A 16412-nucleotide genomic window follows, 5' to 3' on the forward strand; every position below is an offset into this window, starting at 1 on the left:
TCCAAGGACGAAAAGGAGCCTTGAAGCCGATGTATAGGTGTTTTCTTCAATCGCAGCTTAGAGTTTTCGCGTCGTTGTGCCTTGCCGCAGTTACTCTAGGGAGTGCGGCAGCGCAGGACAACCGTGCGGCGCAACTGGCCGCCACCGCGCAGCAGAACGATCAAAGTGCACCTAGCGCAGCATCGGCACAACCTGCGGCCACGCCGTCGCAGCGGCCGACCGACTCAGAGGTTATGGGCAAGATCGACTTCTCGAAGTCTCGCAAGTCCTTCCCCAACATGCTGGCGCCATACGAGGGGCGTACTCTGCGCTCGCCGCGTCTCTCGAATTCCGCCCGCATTAATCAGCTGATCAAAGATGGCAAGCTCGTGCTCTCACTCAACGACGCCGTTGCGCTGGCCCTCGAGAACAACCTCGACTTGGCAATTGCTCGCTATAACCTCGATATTGCCGATACCGACGTCCTGCGTACCAAAGCGGGAGCGAGTGTTCGCGGAGTAGCCAGTGGTCTGGTGCAAGGCACACCTGGCGGTGGTATTGGCGGATTCGGCAGCGGTGCTCCTGGCGCAGGCGCTGGCGGGACCTCAGGCGGTGCAGGTGGCGCCGGAAGCGGCGCTGGCGGACTGGTGCAATCCACAATCGGAGCGGGCGCACCAGTGAGCTCCTACGATCCGCAGATCACGACGAACTTCAATGTCGAACACGGGGTCTTCCCGATTGCAAATCAAGTAACCTTCGGCGTCCCCTCTGTGCAACAGAACACCGCGAATGCCAATTTAAGTTTTCAGCAGGCATTCCCGACGGGGACTGCATTTGATTTCGGAATGCAGAACAGTCGCCAAACCACCAATGGACGCTTCACTGAGCTGGTGCCTGCGCTCAATTCAACTTTCCGCTTCACCCTTACGCAGCGTCTGCTCTCCGGGTTCGGACTCGGACCGAACCTGCGCTTCCTGCGCATTGCAAGAAATAATCGTGAAGTTACGGATATCGCATTTCGCAATCAGGTGATCGCCACCACCACGCAGATCCAAAATATCTACTGGGATTTGGTGAATGCCGTGGAAGACGTGAAGGTGAAGCAGCGTTCGCTATCTCTGGCTCAGAAAACACTTGAAGATGACAAGAAGCAGGTGGAGCTTTTGGCCATCGCGCCAATCGAAGTTACTCGCGATGAAGCCGTTGTCGACTCCAGTAATCAGGATCTGATCATCTCGCAAACCAATCTTCAACTGCAGGAACTTCTGATGAAGAACGCGATCACGCGCAACCTGAGCGATGCCGAAGTAGCATCCGCGGCCATAGTTCCGACTGACACGATCGTAGTTCCCGAAAACGAACCAGTAGTGCCCACACAGGACTTGATCAGCGAGGCGCTTTCACATCGTCCTGAGCTGGCGGAATCGCGAATCGACATGACGAACCGCCAGATATCGCGCAAGGCGGCGAAGAACAACCTGCTGCCGTCTCTTGACTTTGTGGCGTTCTATGGCGGGTCCGGCCTGGCCGGCGTTCCAAATCCGAACCTGTCATCCAACGCTGGGCTGCCGGTGACCGGCTTTGGCGATGTCTTTTCACGCACTTTCAATGGCAGCTCCCCGGATTACTCGGTCGGATTCTCGCTTAACATTCCACTGCGCAATCGAGTTGCGCAAGCCGACCAGGTCCGCTCCGAATTGGAATATGGACAGGCAGAGCTTCACCTGCAGCAGCTTCAGAATCAGGTGGGCATCGAGGTCCGCAACGCACAGTTTGCGGTAATGCAGTACCGCGCCCGCGTGGTCTCGGCGCGAAAGGGAGGGGACGTCGCGCAGCGCACGCTGGATATCGAGCAAAAGAAGTTGGCACTCGGAGCTTCCACCAGCCTGCAGGTATTGCAAATAGGCCGTGATCTCGCAGTGGCCGAATCGAATCTGGTGACAGCGACGACGGCTTATGCCAAGGCTCGCGTGGAACTCGATCGTGCTATCGGTGCTACGCTTGTAAATAACGGCATCAGCATCGACGACGCAGAAACCGGCAACGTACATGCGCTGCCGCACATGACAGGAATCACGCCGGCGAACGCGCAGGAGTAGGCAGGGACTTTGCTTACGTGGTTCCGGCGCCCTGGTCGGAGGGCTGCAACACTAATTTCTCGTGCTTGGGCGCATTGTTGGTGGCTGAAGCTGTGTGCCGGCCGAGGGCGCCTGGAAGATGTAAGGCACATCGGACTGACAGGTCTCAATGTGCTAGTCAGTGGAATAGGGATTGAATCTTTGGAGGAGTAATGCCCATCAGCAGCGTGGAACCGCGTGAGATCACAAAGACGAGCGCCCCCCCGGTTCCGCGAATCCTCGTCGCAGACGATCAAGCCGACGTGCGCGAGGCGCTTCGCCTCCTACTGAAAGGCGAAGGCTATCGCATCGATACCGTCGCTTCCCCTGAAGCGGTAATGGAGGAACTCGCCTCCGAAGAATTCGACATCTTGCTGATCGACCTGAACTACAGTCGCGACACAACCTCGGGCGAAGAAGGCCTAGCGCTGCTCTCGAAAATCCAGGCGCTGGACAGCACGCTGCCGGTGATCGTCATGACCGCTTGGGGCAGCGTTAACATCGCCGTGGAAGCCATGCGCCGCGGCGCTCGCGATTTTATCCAGAAACCCTGGGAAAACGAGCGACTCGTAAGCATTCTGCGTACCCAGGTCGAACTCAGCCATGCGTTGAAGCGGGCACAACACCTCGAGGCAGAGAATCGCCTGCTGCAGGCGCAAGGCCGGCCTACTTTCATTGCTGAGTCGAAGGTCATGCAGCCGGTGCTGGAGTTGGTAGCGCGTATCGGTCCGAGCGACGCCAACGTGCTCATCACCGGCGAGCACGGCACCGGCAAGGAAGTCGTTGCGCGTACTTTGCACATGCTGTCTGGACGTTCTTCGCGGCCGATGGTGACCGTCAATACCGGCGGTCTGCCTGAAGGAACATTCGAAAGCGAACTTTTCGGACACGTGAAGGGCGCCTTCACCGATGCGCGCACCGACCGTATTGGCCGCTTCGAACTAGCAGACAAGGGCACTATTTTCCTGGATGAAATCGCGAACGTGCCTCTCAAGCAGCAGGCCAAGCTGCTGCGCGTCCTCGAAACCGGTGAGATAGAGCGAGTCGGCTCGTCGAAAACCAAGAACGTCGATGCCCGCGTGCTCTCAGCAACGAATGCCGACTTAAAGGTCGAGAGCACGAAGGGAAATTTCCGCGCCGACTTGCTTTTCCGGCTCAACACCATCGAAATCCATCTGCCGCCTCTGCGTGAGCGCCGCGAGGACATTCCTCTTCTGGCACAGCACTTCCTCAAGGCGTACGCGCAGCGATACCGCAAGCAGGTGTTTCGTTTCGATCCTGCTGCGATGCAGAAAATGCTTGAGTACTTCTGGCCTGGGAATGTGCGCGAACTCGATCACTCGCTTGAGCGCGCAGTTCTGCTATCCCAGGGCGAATCGATACGTCCAAGCGATCTGGGATTGAGCGATAAGCGCGAGAGCACAAGCTCGATCGAAGAGATGAGTCTGGAAGAAGTAGAATCGCTGCTCATTCGGAAGATGCTTTCGCGCTACTCCGGAAACATCAGTCACGCCGCCGAAGCGCTGGGATTGAGCCGGAGCGCGCTCTATCGCCGCATCCAGAAATATGGCCTCTGAGCTCGACATCTTCGGGCATACCGTAGCGACATCTTCTCAGCGCAAAAAGAAAAAAAAGATGAGCTTCGAGAGGCGGTTTGTGCTCTACGCGCTTCTCGCAGGTCTGTTTCCTCTGAGCGTTTGCGAGCTGATGCTGTGGCTCGGCAGCTTTTCTTCCCAGACGCAGTGGACTCTCACGTTCTTCCTTGTACTCGCCTGGCTGATTGGCGCTTTCGCCTTGCGCGGCCAGGTGATCCGCCCATTACAAACGCTTTCCAACATGGTCGCCGCACTGCGAGAAGAAGACTTTTCCTTCCGTGCGCGGCGTGCCAGTCGCAACGATGCTCTTGGCGAACTGGTTCTTGAGATCAATGCCCTTTCGGATACGCTTCAGGGCCAACGTCTGGGGTCGATGGAGGCGGTCGCGCTGCTGAAGAAGGTGTTGATGGAGATCGATGTGGCGGTCTTTACTTTCGATCCGCAGCAGCGCCTCCGCATCGTAAACCGCGCCGGCGAGCAACTCATGGGCATAACTCAGGAACGCATGGTTGGGCGCAGCGCTCATGACTTGAAACTCGACAGCCTTCTGGCCCAGGCCGGTGGGCGCACTGTGCGTATGAGCTTCCCAGGACGGGAAGGTCGCTGGGCGATTCAGCAAACTTCGTTTCGCGAACGCGGCGTGCCCCACCAACTGCTGCTGATCTCTGATCTCAGCCGTGCTCTGCGTGAAGAAGAACGGCAAGCTTGGCAACGGTTGATCCGCGTACTCGGGCATGAGCTGAACAACTCGCTTGCGCCTATCAAGTCCATCGCAGGCACATTGCGCTCGCTGGCGTCGCGTTCCAATCGGCCGGAGGATTGGAATCAGGATGTGGAGCGCGGTCTTGAAGTAATCGAGAGCCGAGCCGATGCGCTGAGCCGATTCATGCAGGCATATACGAAGCTTGCGCGACTTCCTGCTCCGACCTTCAGCAAAGTTCAAATTGGATCACTGGTGCGCCATGCCGCCGGAGTCGAAGCTAGATTGCCGGTTGAAGTAGTGGCAGGAGACGAGATCACAGTCGATGGCGATCCCGATCAGCTCGAGCAGTTGCTTATTAACGTAGTCAGAAACGCGGTCGATGCTTCTCTCGATCCTTCGATCCGAACTCCGGGTTCGGTGCAAATTGGCTGGGCGCTGAATGGAACCGCCATCGAGGTCTTTATTCGTGACCAAGGGCCCGGACTCTTAAACAGCAATAATCTGTTCGTGCCTTTCTTCACCACCAAATCAGGCGGTAGCGGCATTGGCTTGGTGCTGAGCCGGCAGATCGCCGAAGCACATGGCGGCACCTTAGCGCTCGAAAATCGTAAAGACGTGCGCGGCTGCCAGGCTACGTTGCGTCTGCCGCTGGATTCTCACACGACCTTGCAATAACGGCATCATGGTGGAGCGCAGTCCGCCGCGGGGACATCTCTACGAGGATGATGGGCCTCAAATTCTCCCACAATACCACCGCCCTTTCCCTTTTCCCGGCGAAGCCTTAGCATATTCCGTTTCAATTCATTGCTCGGAGCCATGCTGATGAGCCTCGTTCTACGCCAGTTGTGCCTTATTTCTTGCCTTCTAGTTCTCCTGACTTCCTTCCTCACCGCTCAAAAGTCTTCGAAAAAGAAGAATGCTCCTGCACCGTCGGTGTCGGCTGCTCCCTCCTCTCCTATGGAACAGGGGAGGAAGGAGGAGGACCCGTTATTCAAGGGGCTCACGTGGCGGTTGGTCGGCCCGTTTCGGGGCGGACGCGTGCTCGCGGTTTCTGGCGTAGTGGGCGAGCCTAATACCTACTACTTTGGCGGAGTGGGTGGTGGCGTATGGAAGACGACCGACGGCGGACTGAATTGGATTCCCATGTCGGACAAGGAAAAGTTTTCGTCCATAGGAGCGATCGCGGTAGCTGAATCGGACCCAAATGTGATCTATGTCGGCACTGGAGAAGCCTGCATCCGCAACAACATCCTGCAAGGCAATGGCATGTACAAGAGCACTGATGCGGGCAAGACATGGCACGCGATCGGTCTGGAGGACACTCGCCACATCGGCCGCCTCGCCGTTCACCCAAAAAATCCCGATATCGTTTTCGTTGCGGCTCTCGGTCATGCTTATGGACACAACACGGAACGAGGGGTCTTTCGCTCGACTGATGGCGGCAAGACTTGGCAGAAGGTTCTTTATAAGGACGATCAGACCGGAGCGATCGACGTAGTCTTCGATCCCTCAAACCCCAACATTCTTTTTGCCGCGCTGTGGCAGGCGTACCGGACTCCTTACTCCATGGTGAGCGGCGGCCCAGGAAGCGGTCTCTATCGCTCAGCCGATGGCGGCACTACATGGCAGCAGATCAACGGCAACGGGTTTCCCACGGGAGTCATTGGCAGAATTGGCGTTGCTGTCTCAGCAGAGCCGAATCGCGTGTACGCGTTGATCGAAAATGACAAAGGCGGACTCTATCGATCTGACGATGGTGGCGAGCACTGGCGCCTGGTTAACGACGATCATCGCTTTCGCCAGCGCGCCTGGTATTACACACATCTCTTCACGGATCCAAAGAACCCCGACGTTGTGTACATTCTCAATACTGGATCGTATCGCTCGATTGATGGCGGTAAGATTTTCACGGCGCTCTCCACTCCGCACGGCGACAACCATGGATTATGGATCGATCCTACAAATCCCAAGCGTCTGATTAACTCAAACGACGGCGGAGCCGATATCAGCACGGATGGCGGCCTGCACTGGACTTCGCAGGACAACCAGCCAACGGCGCAGTTCTATCATGTAATAGTCGACAATCAGTCTCCCTATCGAATCTACGGCGCACAGCAGGACAACACGTCGGTCGGCATCGCCAGCGCCACGAACCATTTTGGGATTGACCGTACTGACTGGAACCCAGTTGGCGGATGCGAAAGTGGATACATCGCTCCCTATCCAAAAGATGCCAATATCGTGTATGCAGGCTGCTATGACGGCAGCATCACGGAATTTAATAAGGAACTAGGCATCGAGCGCGAGATGAATGCCTGGCCGCTGAATCCCATGGGCCATGGTGACGTGGATCTCAAGTATCGCTTCCAGTGGACGGCGCCAATCGTGATCTCTCCCCACGATCCCAACGTGATTTACCACGGCGCTCAGGTCGTGCTGAAGACAAGCGATCGTGGCTATCACTGGCAGGAGATCAGTCCCGACCTCACCCGTAACGACAAGCGCACGCAGCAATCGTCCGGTGGTCCTATCACCCAGGACAACACGAGCGCTGAGTACTATGGCACCGTATTTACGATTGCCGAGTCTCCATTGCAGGCAGGAGCAATCTGGGCGGGAAGCGACGATGGTCTGGTTCACATCACAACCGACGGAGGAAAGAACTGGGCGAATGTAAGTCCGAAAGATCTTCCCGATTCCGGCGGCGGACCAATTCTGCACTACAGCCGCATCAGTCTGATTGAAGCTGGGCATTTCAATGCCGGAACGGCGTACGTGTCGGTCGATCGTCATGAATCGGACGACTGGGCGCCTTACGCATTCAAGACTACCGACTTCGGAAAGACGTGGAAGCGAGCCAATGGCGATCTGCCGGCAGGAGCCACGGTGCGAGCCATCCGCGAGGATCCGAAACGGGAAGGATTGCTGTATGCTGCAACTGAGATCGGTGTATACGTCTCGTTCGATGACGGCGCTCACTGGCGGTCTCTGCAGCGCAACCTGCCGATGAGCTCGATGCGCGATCTGGCAGTCACGAACCGCGATCTTGTGGTCGCCACGCATGGCCGCGCTTTCTGGGTGCTCGACGATATCACGCCGCTTCGCGACTACAAGGCTGACCTGCCAAATGCCGATGTGAACTTTTATAAGCCGTTCACTGCGTATCGCTACTCAGGCGGAGTCTTCGGCGGTGGCGGCGGAGGACGTGGTGGCGCAATCGGACAGAACCCACCAAACGGCGCGATCATTTACTACACGCTTAAGACAGCACTAGGCCCGGAAGAGTCTGACGAAGCCAGGGCGGGACAACCATCTTCATCGGAAGCAACGCCGACGGCTACGCAAGAGGCAACCGCCGCCAAAGAGCCTGGAACGCCACAAACAAACGCTCCGGCCGGAGCAAAAGTGGAGGCCCAGAAGCAGGAGGCCACGCGCGAAGTGCCCGCGCCCAAGCCGAGAGAGGAGCATGTCACCGTTGAGATCCTCGATGCCGGCGGAAAAGTAATTCGCACTTACCCGGCGAAGCAGCCTACGGTGACTGAAGCTCAGAGCGAGGAGGCCGGAGAAGGATTTTCTCGCCAGGCTCAGCCGAATCCGACGGGCAATGCTGGACTTAACCGATTCGTGTGGAACCTGCGTTACGAGGACTCCACCAAAGTTCCCGGCGCGATTCTGTGGGGCGGAAGCAATTCTGGTCCCATGGCAGTTCCGGGGAATTACCAGGCTCGACTGACCGTCCACGGCAAGAGCTACACGCAACCTCTCGAGCTCAAGTCCAACCCGCGGCTGCAGGTCACGCAGGCCGATCTGCAAAAGCAATTCGATTTGCTACTCCAGATTCGCGATCAAGTCAGTAAGGTCGACCAAGCCATTAACCAGATGAACAGTGTAAAGAGGCAAATGGAGGATCTCGACAAGCGCTTGCCGAGAGACGACCACGGCAAGACCGTCCGTGACGCAGGCAAGAAGTTACAGCGGACCATCGATCCAATTCAGGACGCGCTGATTCAATCAAAGGCCAAGAGCTCGCAGGACGTGCTGAACTACCCCATTCGGCTCAATAACGAACTTGTAGCGCTGGCGGGATCGATTTCCTCGACAGACACAGCACCCACCACTCAGGCGTACCAGGTCTTCGACATGCTGAAACAGCGCAGCGATGAGTGGGTTGCGCGCTGGGACCAGGTCGTAAAGAACGACATCGCAGCGTTCAATCAGCTGGTGCGCCAGCAGGATGTTCCCACCATCATTCTCGAGAGCTCCGCTGCGGCACCAACTGGTGCCACGTCCGGCCCGAATGGGGACCAACTGGAAGAAAAAAGATGAAACCTTTGTGAAACTATTGGAGTATTAGTCTTGCAAAGAAGAGGGCGCACGTGACCACCCCCAAATTGCGTCTGAGCCTCGTCCTGCTGATTTCGTCGGCAACGCTGCTGCATGCCGGCAGGTTTCAACCAAAGCAGGAGATCACTGACGGTATCTTCCACCTCAAACCACAGCGAGCAATCGAAGAGCTGCGCGCCGAGGCTTTGCGATCCACACCACCGGTAGAGCTTGGCCAGTTCCGCAAGCCTGAACTTGTGGAGCTGGTAAAGCTGGATCCAACGATAAAACTCGATATCCGTTACGCTACCAGCCAGAACTTTCTCAGCACGCCAATGTACTCGCAAGCACGCGCCTTCCTGCAACGTCCGGCCGCTGAGGCGCTCGTACGCGCCAATCAGAGATTGCACGCCGAAGGCTACGGAGTCGTGATTCACGATGCTTATCGCCCGTGGTATGTGACAAGGATGTTTTGGGACGCCACTCCGGACGACAAGAAGATCTTCGTTGCCGATCCGGCAACCGGGTCAAAGCATAACCGCGGCTGCGCCGTTGATTTGAGCATCTACGACCTCAAGACAGGACGCGAAGTATCGATGCCCAGCGTCTACGACGAGATGACCCCGCGGGCGTTTGCTGAATATCCCGGCGGCACCGCGGAAGAGCGACTACATCGCGCGACGCTGCGCAGCGCGATGGAAGAGGAAGGATTCACCGTGTACCCAAATGAATGGTGGCACTACGACTACAAGGATTGGAAAGAGTATCCCATCATGAATGTCCGCTTCGAAGATATAGGCGGCGGACCAGCCACAACTCGAGCAAACAAGGCACAACACACAGTGCGGTGAGTCGCGCTGATACGTGGCAGTTCTGAAACTTAACCGATGAGAGTGCCAGGCGCGTTCGTCTTGGCGAGCGGCACCAGCGCGCGATCATGTAGGCGACCCATGATGGGTTCGGCAATCAACGCCCGAAACAGCGCGGTAGCCATGTCTTCCTGTGTGTCCCATGCATCGCCCTGAGTTCCTAAAAAGGCGTCAGCAGAAGAGCCTCCAATCAGGGCGGACTGCCACTCGAACAACTCGTAGAGAGCGCTGATGGCGAGGCACACAGCAACACAGAAGAACATCCGCCAACCTTTGCTCTTGAAAACCCTGCGCCGAATCGTGACCTCGCGTGCGATAAGGTACGGCACAAATCCCTGTGCGAAGTGGCCCACTCGGTCATAGTGGTTGCGAGCAAGATGGAAGTGATCGCGAATCCAGTTGAACAGCGGAACGTCAGCATAGGTATAGTGCCCGCCGATAAACAGAATCCCACAATGCAACACGATCAAGGTGTATACGAGACTCGTAAAAGCGAAAGCGGTTGCAGGTGGCCAGCACAGCCACCATCGCTAACACTCCTGGTAAGACTTCAAGGGTCCAAGTTAGGTAATCGTGCGGACGTATGGCCGACCATGCCAGCCAAATCCCACAAACAAAGAGCAGAAAGAGATTGGAACCGGGGACTCGAGACTCGTGAGAAACAGCTGAGGCGGCTGTGCTCATGGATTCAATTTGCTGCATTGTAGCAACACAGCCCCTCGGTTGTTCGGCGAAATCAGATAAAGTCAGTTAACGGGTAACCAGCCTGCTCAAGATGCCATGTGGCGACTTCTCCGGCGTCACCATCACCTGCCTTGCCACGATGAGCGTCTGCTCCAACGCAAACTGACCTGATAGCACCGCATGGCTGACCATGTCGGTGTACGCCATCCAGCTCGAGCCTGAAGGAAACTCCCAATGCTGTTTGGGACAATTTTTTTGGAAGCTGGAGTTCTCCTTCAAGTAGTTGTGGAAACGCACCATAAATTCGTCGTAAGGCGAGCGCTTTAAGGAAGGCACCAGCGCTCCGACACCAAATGTTGCCAGCGCGCGCTTCAAGGCCGGCATCGCCATCGATGAGGGCAACGGCACAGAACCTCCGCCCTTCAGTTTGCCTGCGCGCATCTTTTCGACGAGTACATCGAAGGTCTCGGTTGTCATCCAGTTCCGCGTTTTCGCGGGATTGATGTTGTTAAAGAAGCGCAGGATGCGATCGCCCTGAGTTGGACGAGTGGGGAAGGCATCTGTGTGCAACAGATCGTTGCGTTTACGAAGAGCGAGATCGCGTCCGGCCTCCTCTTCGGGACGGTAACTGGCATAGTCTACCTTCCACTTGGAGCGATACGGACCGAGAAATCCTCCGAGAAAATCGATCACGTCCTTCGAGTAGCGGTGCATGATCCGCCGCAAGCGATCTGCCGTCGCCGGATCCTGTGTCTCAAAACCGGAGATGCGATCTTCCAGAGGACGATAGGCGATATTTTTGTGAAACGTTCCAAAAACGTGCTGATGACCGAGTAAGAAGTCAAGGTCTTCTTCGGGAATCTTGATAGGCGTTTCCGGGAAAAAAATGATGTCGCCCGCTTCGAGTTGCGCGCAATACTCTCGAAGCCGCTCTGGACTGCGAGTAACTAATGGGAGCTCCGAAGTGGGAATCGTCATCAGTTGCATTGGAATTACCGGCTTCGTTCTCGGAAAAAGAAGATCAAAGATCCGATCATGGCGGTTACAAAGATCCCCAATGCCGATGGCGCAGCGAAATATCGATAGCCCAGCGAAAAATCAACAGCCCTGTGCGTCGCCGCCGCAAGAATCGCGAGAAACGCAATTGCCAAAATGTTCAGAACGAAGAATGACATGACTGCGAGGGCCAGCGCTGTAGCAACTGATTTTAGAACCGTATAAGTAACTGAGGGGCGACGCTCGAGAATCAGCGTTGAGGGAACTCGAATCTCCTTCATCTCAATCGACGACATATTCATATTTTAATCAAGACTTAAAGAAGCTGAGGACCAGGCCCACAGTTGCTAGGGATTGGGTTGCACTTCGGGTGGAAGTTCCCGATGCTTGCGACGGCTGAGGACAAAGGGACGTCTTCGCCGGCGCTCTGAAGCCTTTCGGTCGATCTTCGACCAGAATGCCACAAAGTAATCTGCGGCAGAGACGATCGACACGGCGACCATGAACCAGATCGACATCTGCGCAATCAGGTCCACAGGAAATATGAAGGGACCTATGTTCCATTTGAGCCAGCGATGGTCAAGAATTACGGCCACCACGCTCACGATCTGCACCACCATTTTCAGCTTTCCCAAATCGCTGGCCTGAATTGTGAACCCTTCCGACGCCGCAATTCCGCGGAGACCACTCACCAGAAATTCGCGTCCAATGATGATTACGGCAATCCATGCAGGTACGATACGCGGATTAAATTGCACGAGAGATATAAATGCCGCGGCGATCATGAGCTTGTCCGCGAGCGGATCAAGCAGCATGCCGATGGTCGTGACCTGACCTCTCTTACGGGCGAGGTACCCATCGAGGCCGTCAGTGATTGATGCCAGGAGGAAGAGGGCGGAAGCTACCAACTCCTTCTCGCCGTTCCGGCTGGAAAACACACTGCTCGACAGCAGCCACATGAAGATGGGCACACTGAAGATGCGACTCAGCGTGATGTAATTGGGGAGATTCACCGCGTGCAGACAGCTCCAAAACCTTGATTATCCGCCACTGGGATTTTGATAGCAAACACCACGTCATTTCACCACGGAGGCGCGGAGAAACCCAAGAGCATGATGAACAAGCTTCGCAGTACTTTCCGCCGCTCCCCAAACTCAGTGACATTTTGCGCGCTACAATTTCGTCTTTCCTGATCTACTGAATTCTTGGTTTTCTCCGTGTCTCTGTGTCTCCGTGATGAAATGGAAGCGAATCTATGAAGAACTCATCTCTGCAGCAACACGTCATCAATCTGCTGAATTTTGAAGGCGCTCATGTCGGTTTCGACCAGTCGGTTCGTGGGCTTGGAGCCGAATTGCGCGGCAAGAAGATCAAGGGATTTCCACACACGGCTTGGCAACTCCTCGAACACATGCGAATTGCCCAGTGGGATATCCTCGAATTCAGTCGCAACTCGAAACATGTTTCGCCAAAATGGCCAGACGGATACTGGCCACAGTCTTCCGCGCCGGCTGACGAGGAAGCGTGGAAGAAGAGTATTGCCGCATTTCGTCGCGATCTTGAGGAAGTGAAGAAGCTCGTGTCGCAAGGGGATGAGCAGCAGCTTTGTGCGCGAATTCCGCATGGTGATGGTCAGACATTGCTCCGAGAAGCGCTACTTGTGGCTGACCACAATTCATATCACCTTGGCCAGCTAGTGATGCTCAGGAAAATGTTCGGAGCCTGGAAGTAGCGGCTTCCGTTTCCCGGGTCACTCAAAGACGAATGCCGAACTAGTAAGCTCTCAGCCGCCGTGCTTCCCTAACTACATTCTCCACTTTGGGAAGGAAGAATTTCTCCAGCGGCGGCGAAAATGGCACTGGAGTATCCAGTGAGGCGATGCGCGTGATAGGAGCATCGAGATCGTCGAACGCCAGTTCGTTGATCACCGCCGCGATTTCTCCGGCAAGGCCTCCGGTCTTTGTGTCCTCGTGCAGGATGATCACGCGATTGGTTTTCTTAACCGTATTCGCAATCGCTTCCTTGTCGAGAGGAGCGACTGTACGTAAGTCGACAATCTCCAGCTCGACACCTTCGTTCGCGAGAATGTCTGCAGCTTCCTGGGCGACATAGACCATCGCCGCATATGTAATCACACTTACGTCGCGCCCTTCACGGTGAACTCGTGCCTTGCCGATCTCGATGGTGTAATCCTTGGCGGGCAATTCTTCCTTGATGCGACGATAGAGAAACTTGTGCTCGAAGAAAAGACAGGGATTGTTGTCGCGGATCGCGGCTTTGACCAGACCCTTGGCATCGTGGGCAGTCGCAGGACAAATTACTTTCAGTCCAGGCGTATGCGCGTAGTAGGTTTCGGGGTTCTGCGAGTGAAACGGACCGCCGCTCACGCCACCGCCTGAGGGTCCTCGAAGCACCACAGGTGCAGGCGCATCCCAGCGATAATTAGCCTTCGCAACCATGTTGATGATCTGGTTGTGTGCGCAGCTAATGAAGTCCATGAACTGGAACTCGGCAACTGGACGCATGCCAGTGAGCGAAGCTCCGAAGGCGGCGCCTACAATGGCAGCTTCGGCGATGGGCGTGTCAATCACGCGCTCGCTACCGAAGTGATGAATAAATCCTTCGGTAACCTTGAAGGCGCCGCCATACACACCGATATCTTCTCCGATGCAGAAGACAGCCGGATCGCGTTCCATCTCTTCCCAAATGCCTTCGCGGATTGCTTCGAGGTAAGTGACAGGTGCCATTATCGGAAATGCGCCACGTCGCTGGCCGCTCCTAGTTTCTTCTTTTTTACTTGTTTCACTTTGGGCGTGCCATACAGCAGCGGGATCTCAACCGAGTTATCACAAAAAACGCGCTCGCCTGCTGTTGATCCGTCGGGATAGGGCGAGGCATCGGCGAAGTCCCGATCTTCCTCAATCTGCTTTTGTGTGAAAGCGACTAGATCGCCATTCTCCTTCGGAGTGAGCCAGTGCTTCTCTAGCAGATACTTCTCCATGCGTGCAATTGGATCGCGCTTTTTCCAGTACTCGAAATAGGCAGGAGGGACATACGCTGCGGCATCGTGCATGGCGTGTCCACGCATGCGCATCATCTTGGCCTCGATGAGGGTGGCGCCTTCGCCGCCATAAGCTCTTTGCGCCGCCTCGTAAGTCACGTCATACACCTGATTAGGGTCGGTGCCGTCGACGATGAACCCCGGCACGCCGTACCCAATCGCGCGATCTGCAAGGTCCGTGCACGCTACCTGGCGGTCGACAGGAGTGGAATAGGCCCACAGATTGTTCTCTATGATCAGTATCACTCCGAGCTTTTGCACGGCGGCGAAATTGAAGCCTTCGTAAGTTGGACCAGTGGATTGCCCACCATCGCCGACCCATGTGAGACACGCGATGTTCTTGCCTTGAAGTCGCGCACCCAACGCAACGCCTGCCAAAACGGGAATGAGATCCCCTAACATTGAAATTGGCGCAGCTATATGGCGCTGGTGCTTGTCCCCAAAATGCGAGCCGGCATCCCGCCCTCCGGTAGGGGCGCCAGACTTGGCCATGTATTGCATCATCAAGTCGCGCGGTTTGAATCCTCGAACCAGCAGCGCCCCCTGATTGCGGATCAGTGGTCCGATCCAATCACCCTCGCGCAGCGCGTAAGCAGAGGCGCAGGAGCAGCCTTCCTGTCCGAGCCCGAGATACACGCCGCCGACAACTTTTTGTTGTTTGAAGAGATTTTCGAGCGTCTGCTCCATCTTGCGGTTGAGCAGCATGTAGCGATAAATCTCGATGCTTTGCTGCTTGTTTAGGTACTTGGATTCGCGCAGTGGGGGAGGCTCTGCCGTCAGATCGCCTTCGATGGCATAGCGAAATTGGCCGTCTACACATTCTTCTACCGTGCGACACTCGAGCACCTCGAGGCGGTAGTCAGGAATGCCATTCGGATTACGAGAAATTGTGTATTGGTTGCTGGATGCGCTATTGCGGCGTGAACCATTGGCACTTTGAAGTTCAGAGCGAGAGGTGTTGCGAGGGCTCTTAATCGGCGTCTTGGTTTGAGGCTTGCTCTCGCTCTTCTTCATCGCAGGGCGGTTTGCGACGGCGAGAGATTCCCCCAAAGCCAATCGCAGACGAATCAGGCGAGAGAGACTTCGTCTTTGCTGCCGAGTTGAGGGGCCTTCTGCTCGCGACGCACTTCCCGAAGGTTCTTGGGAACCTGCAGGGGAACACCTATTGTAGTGGATTGAGCATCGTCAGCGGGACGATCCTCCATCGCTTCAGTGCTCAATAATGCCTCAAGCGATTCAAGCGAGAGCATTTGCCGTGCGAAAACTCTCCCAAAGTTTAGTGAGACGGCATTTGCAACGGCCTCTATGCTCGGCACCGTACCCTTACCTGCAAGCTCTTGCGCCATGGACGTCACCGGTCGATCACTGATTCCGCAAGGAACTATCAGCTTGAAATAGTCCAGATCTGTTGTGATGTTAAGAGCAAAACCGTGGCTGGTAACACCGCGCGAGATGTGAACGCCAATAGCTGCGATCTTCTTTTGTTCAATCGCCTTTTCGCAAGCTAGCGATTCGATTGCTGTAGGCTTGATGGGCCAATTATTGGCAAAGCAACTCTGAGAATTTGAGGCTTGCGTCCAAACCCCAGTCAGCCCACAGATGCGCTCAGCAGGGATTCCAAGATCACCGCAGGTTCGAATCAAAGCTTCTTCGAGGCGTCTGACAAACTCAACCGCTCCCAGCCGAGGAGAGAAACCTCGCAAATCAACTATTGGGTAACCCACAAGCTGCCCCGGGCCGTGAAAAGTAATGTCACCGCCGCGATTGCTTTCAAAAACATCAACAGACTTGTTTTGCAGAATATCTCGAGAAACCAGCAGGTTTTTGTGGCTGGCATTGCGACCGAGAGTGATGACCGGAAAATGTTCCAGAAGAAGCAGCACGTCAGGAATGCTTTGCTCCTTGCGGAGCTCGACTAGCGTTTGCTGCAGGCTCAGCGCGGTGCCATAGTCGATTCTGCCGAGGTAGAGTATGGAGATCATTTGCGAAGAGTTGAAGCCACTCAAATGTTCCTATTCCGCGTTAAGCTTCCTGCGCTTCCAGGTAAGTTGAGTAGCTTTTTTTGGCTGGGAATCCCGAGGCCTC

12 protein-coding genes and 1 pseudogene are annotated in these 16412 nt (G+C 55.7%); 6 read left to right on the forward strand and 7 right to left on the reverse strand.

Annotated elements, in window-relative coordinates:
- The first annotated feature begins 233 nt into the window (after positions 1-233).
- The 5 genes from DMG62_01430 (at position 234) to DMG62_01450 (ending at position 9568) form a co-directional block, all read left to right on the forward strand.
- Positions 234-2078: a TolC family protein gene (locus DMG62_01430; GenBank protein ID PYY24846.1), complete on the forward strand. Its 1845-nt coding sequence runs from the start codon at positions 234-236 to the stop codon at positions 2076-2078.
- A gap of 191 nt (positions 2079-2269) precedes the next feature.
- Positions 2270-3673, forward strand: a complete 1404-nt coding sequence (locus DMG62_01435) for a sigma-54-dependent Fis family transcriptional regulator (GenBank protein PYY24782.1) — start codon at positions 2270-2272, stop codon at positions 3671-3673.
- Positions 3674-3731: 58 nt separating this feature from the next.
- Positions 3732-5069: a PAS domain-containing sensor histidine kinase gene (locus DMG62_01440; GenBank protein ID PYY24847.1), complete on the forward strand. Its 1338-nt coding sequence runs from the start codon at positions 3732-3734 to the stop codon at positions 5067-5069.
- Between the two features lie 141 nt (positions 5070-5210).
- Positions 5211-8720, forward strand: a complete 3510-nt coding sequence (locus DMG62_01445; GenBank protein ID PYY24783.1) for a glycosyl hydrolase — start codon at positions 5211-5213, stop codon at positions 8718-8720.
- A gap of 179 nt (positions 8721-8899) precedes the next feature.
- A complete protein-coding gene (locus DMG62_01450; GenBank protein PYY24848.1) occupies positions 8900-9568 on the forward strand; it encodes a D-alanyl-D-alanine dipeptidase in 669 nt (222 codons plus the stop codon).
- 29 nt (positions 9569-9597) lie between these two features.
- Here the strand turns inward: DMG62_01450 and DMG62_01455 are convergent.
- The 4 genes and pseudogenes from DMG62_01455 to pgsA form a co-directional block, all read right to left on the reverse strand.
- Positions 9598-10270: pseudogene (locus DMG62_01455) on the reverse strand (DUF2238 domain-containing protein).
- A gap of 66 nt (positions 10271-10336) precedes the next feature.
- On the reverse strand, positions 10337-11257 hold the full coding sequence (locus DMG62_01460) for a hypothetical protein (GenBank protein ID PYY24784.1): 921 nt from the start codon (positions 11255-11257) through the stop codon (positions 10337-10339).
- A 5-nt stretch (positions 11258-11262) separates the two neighbouring features.
- Positions 11263-11562 (reverse strand): hypothetical protein, encoded by a 300-nt coding sequence (locus DMG62_01465; GenBank protein PYY24785.1) that lies wholly within the window; start codon positions 11560-11562, stop codon positions 11263-11265.
- A gap of 51 nt (positions 11563-11613) precedes the next feature.
- The gene (pgsA, locus tag DMG62_01470) at positions 11614-12279 is read right to left on the reverse strand and encodes a CDP-diacylglycerol--glycerol-3-phosphate 3-phosphatidyltransferase (GenBank protein ID PYY24786.1); all 666 of its coding nucleotides are present in this window, start codon (positions 12277-12279) and stop codon (positions 11614-11616) included.
- Positions 12280-12521: 242 nt separating this feature from the next.
- Between pgsA and DMG62_01475 the strand changes: the two genes are divergently transcribed.
- Positions 12522-12998 (forward strand): ABC transporter, encoded by a 477-nt coding sequence (locus tag DMG62_01475; GenBank protein ID PYY24787.1) that lies wholly within the window; start codon positions 12522-12524, stop codon positions 12996-12998.
- 40 nt (positions 12999-13038) lie between these two features.
- Here DMG62_01475 and DMG62_01480 read toward each other — a convergent pair whose 3' ends face one another.
- Genes DMG62_01480 through DMG62_01490 form a run of 3 tightly spaced genes read right to left on the reverse strand, consistent with a single transcriptional unit; the run spans position 13039 to position 16309 of the window.
- Complete coding sequence (locus tag DMG62_01480; GenBank protein ID PYY24788.1) at positions 13039-14013, reverse strand: alpha-ketoacid dehydrogenase subunit beta; 975 nt, start codon at positions 14011-14013, stop codon at positions 13039-13041.
- Entirely contained in the window at positions 14013-15341 is a 1329-nt protein-coding gene (locus tag DMG62_01485) for a pyruvate dehydrogenase (GenBank protein ID PYY24789.1), read from the reverse strand. Before DMG62_01485 ends, DMG62_01480 begins: the two co-directional genes overlap by 1 nt.
- A gap of 53 nt (positions 15342-15394) precedes the next feature.
- Complete coding sequence (locus tag DMG62_01490; GenBank protein ID PYY24849.1) at positions 15395-16309, reverse strand: octanoyltransferase; 915 nt, start codon at positions 16307-16309, stop codon at positions 15395-15397.
- Positions 16310-16412 lie beyond the last annotated feature (103 nt).

The organism is Acidobacteriota bacterium, from assembly GCA_003225175.1.
Lineage (GTDB): Bacteria > Acidobacteriota > Terriglobia > Terriglobales > Acidobacteriaceae > Gp1-AA112.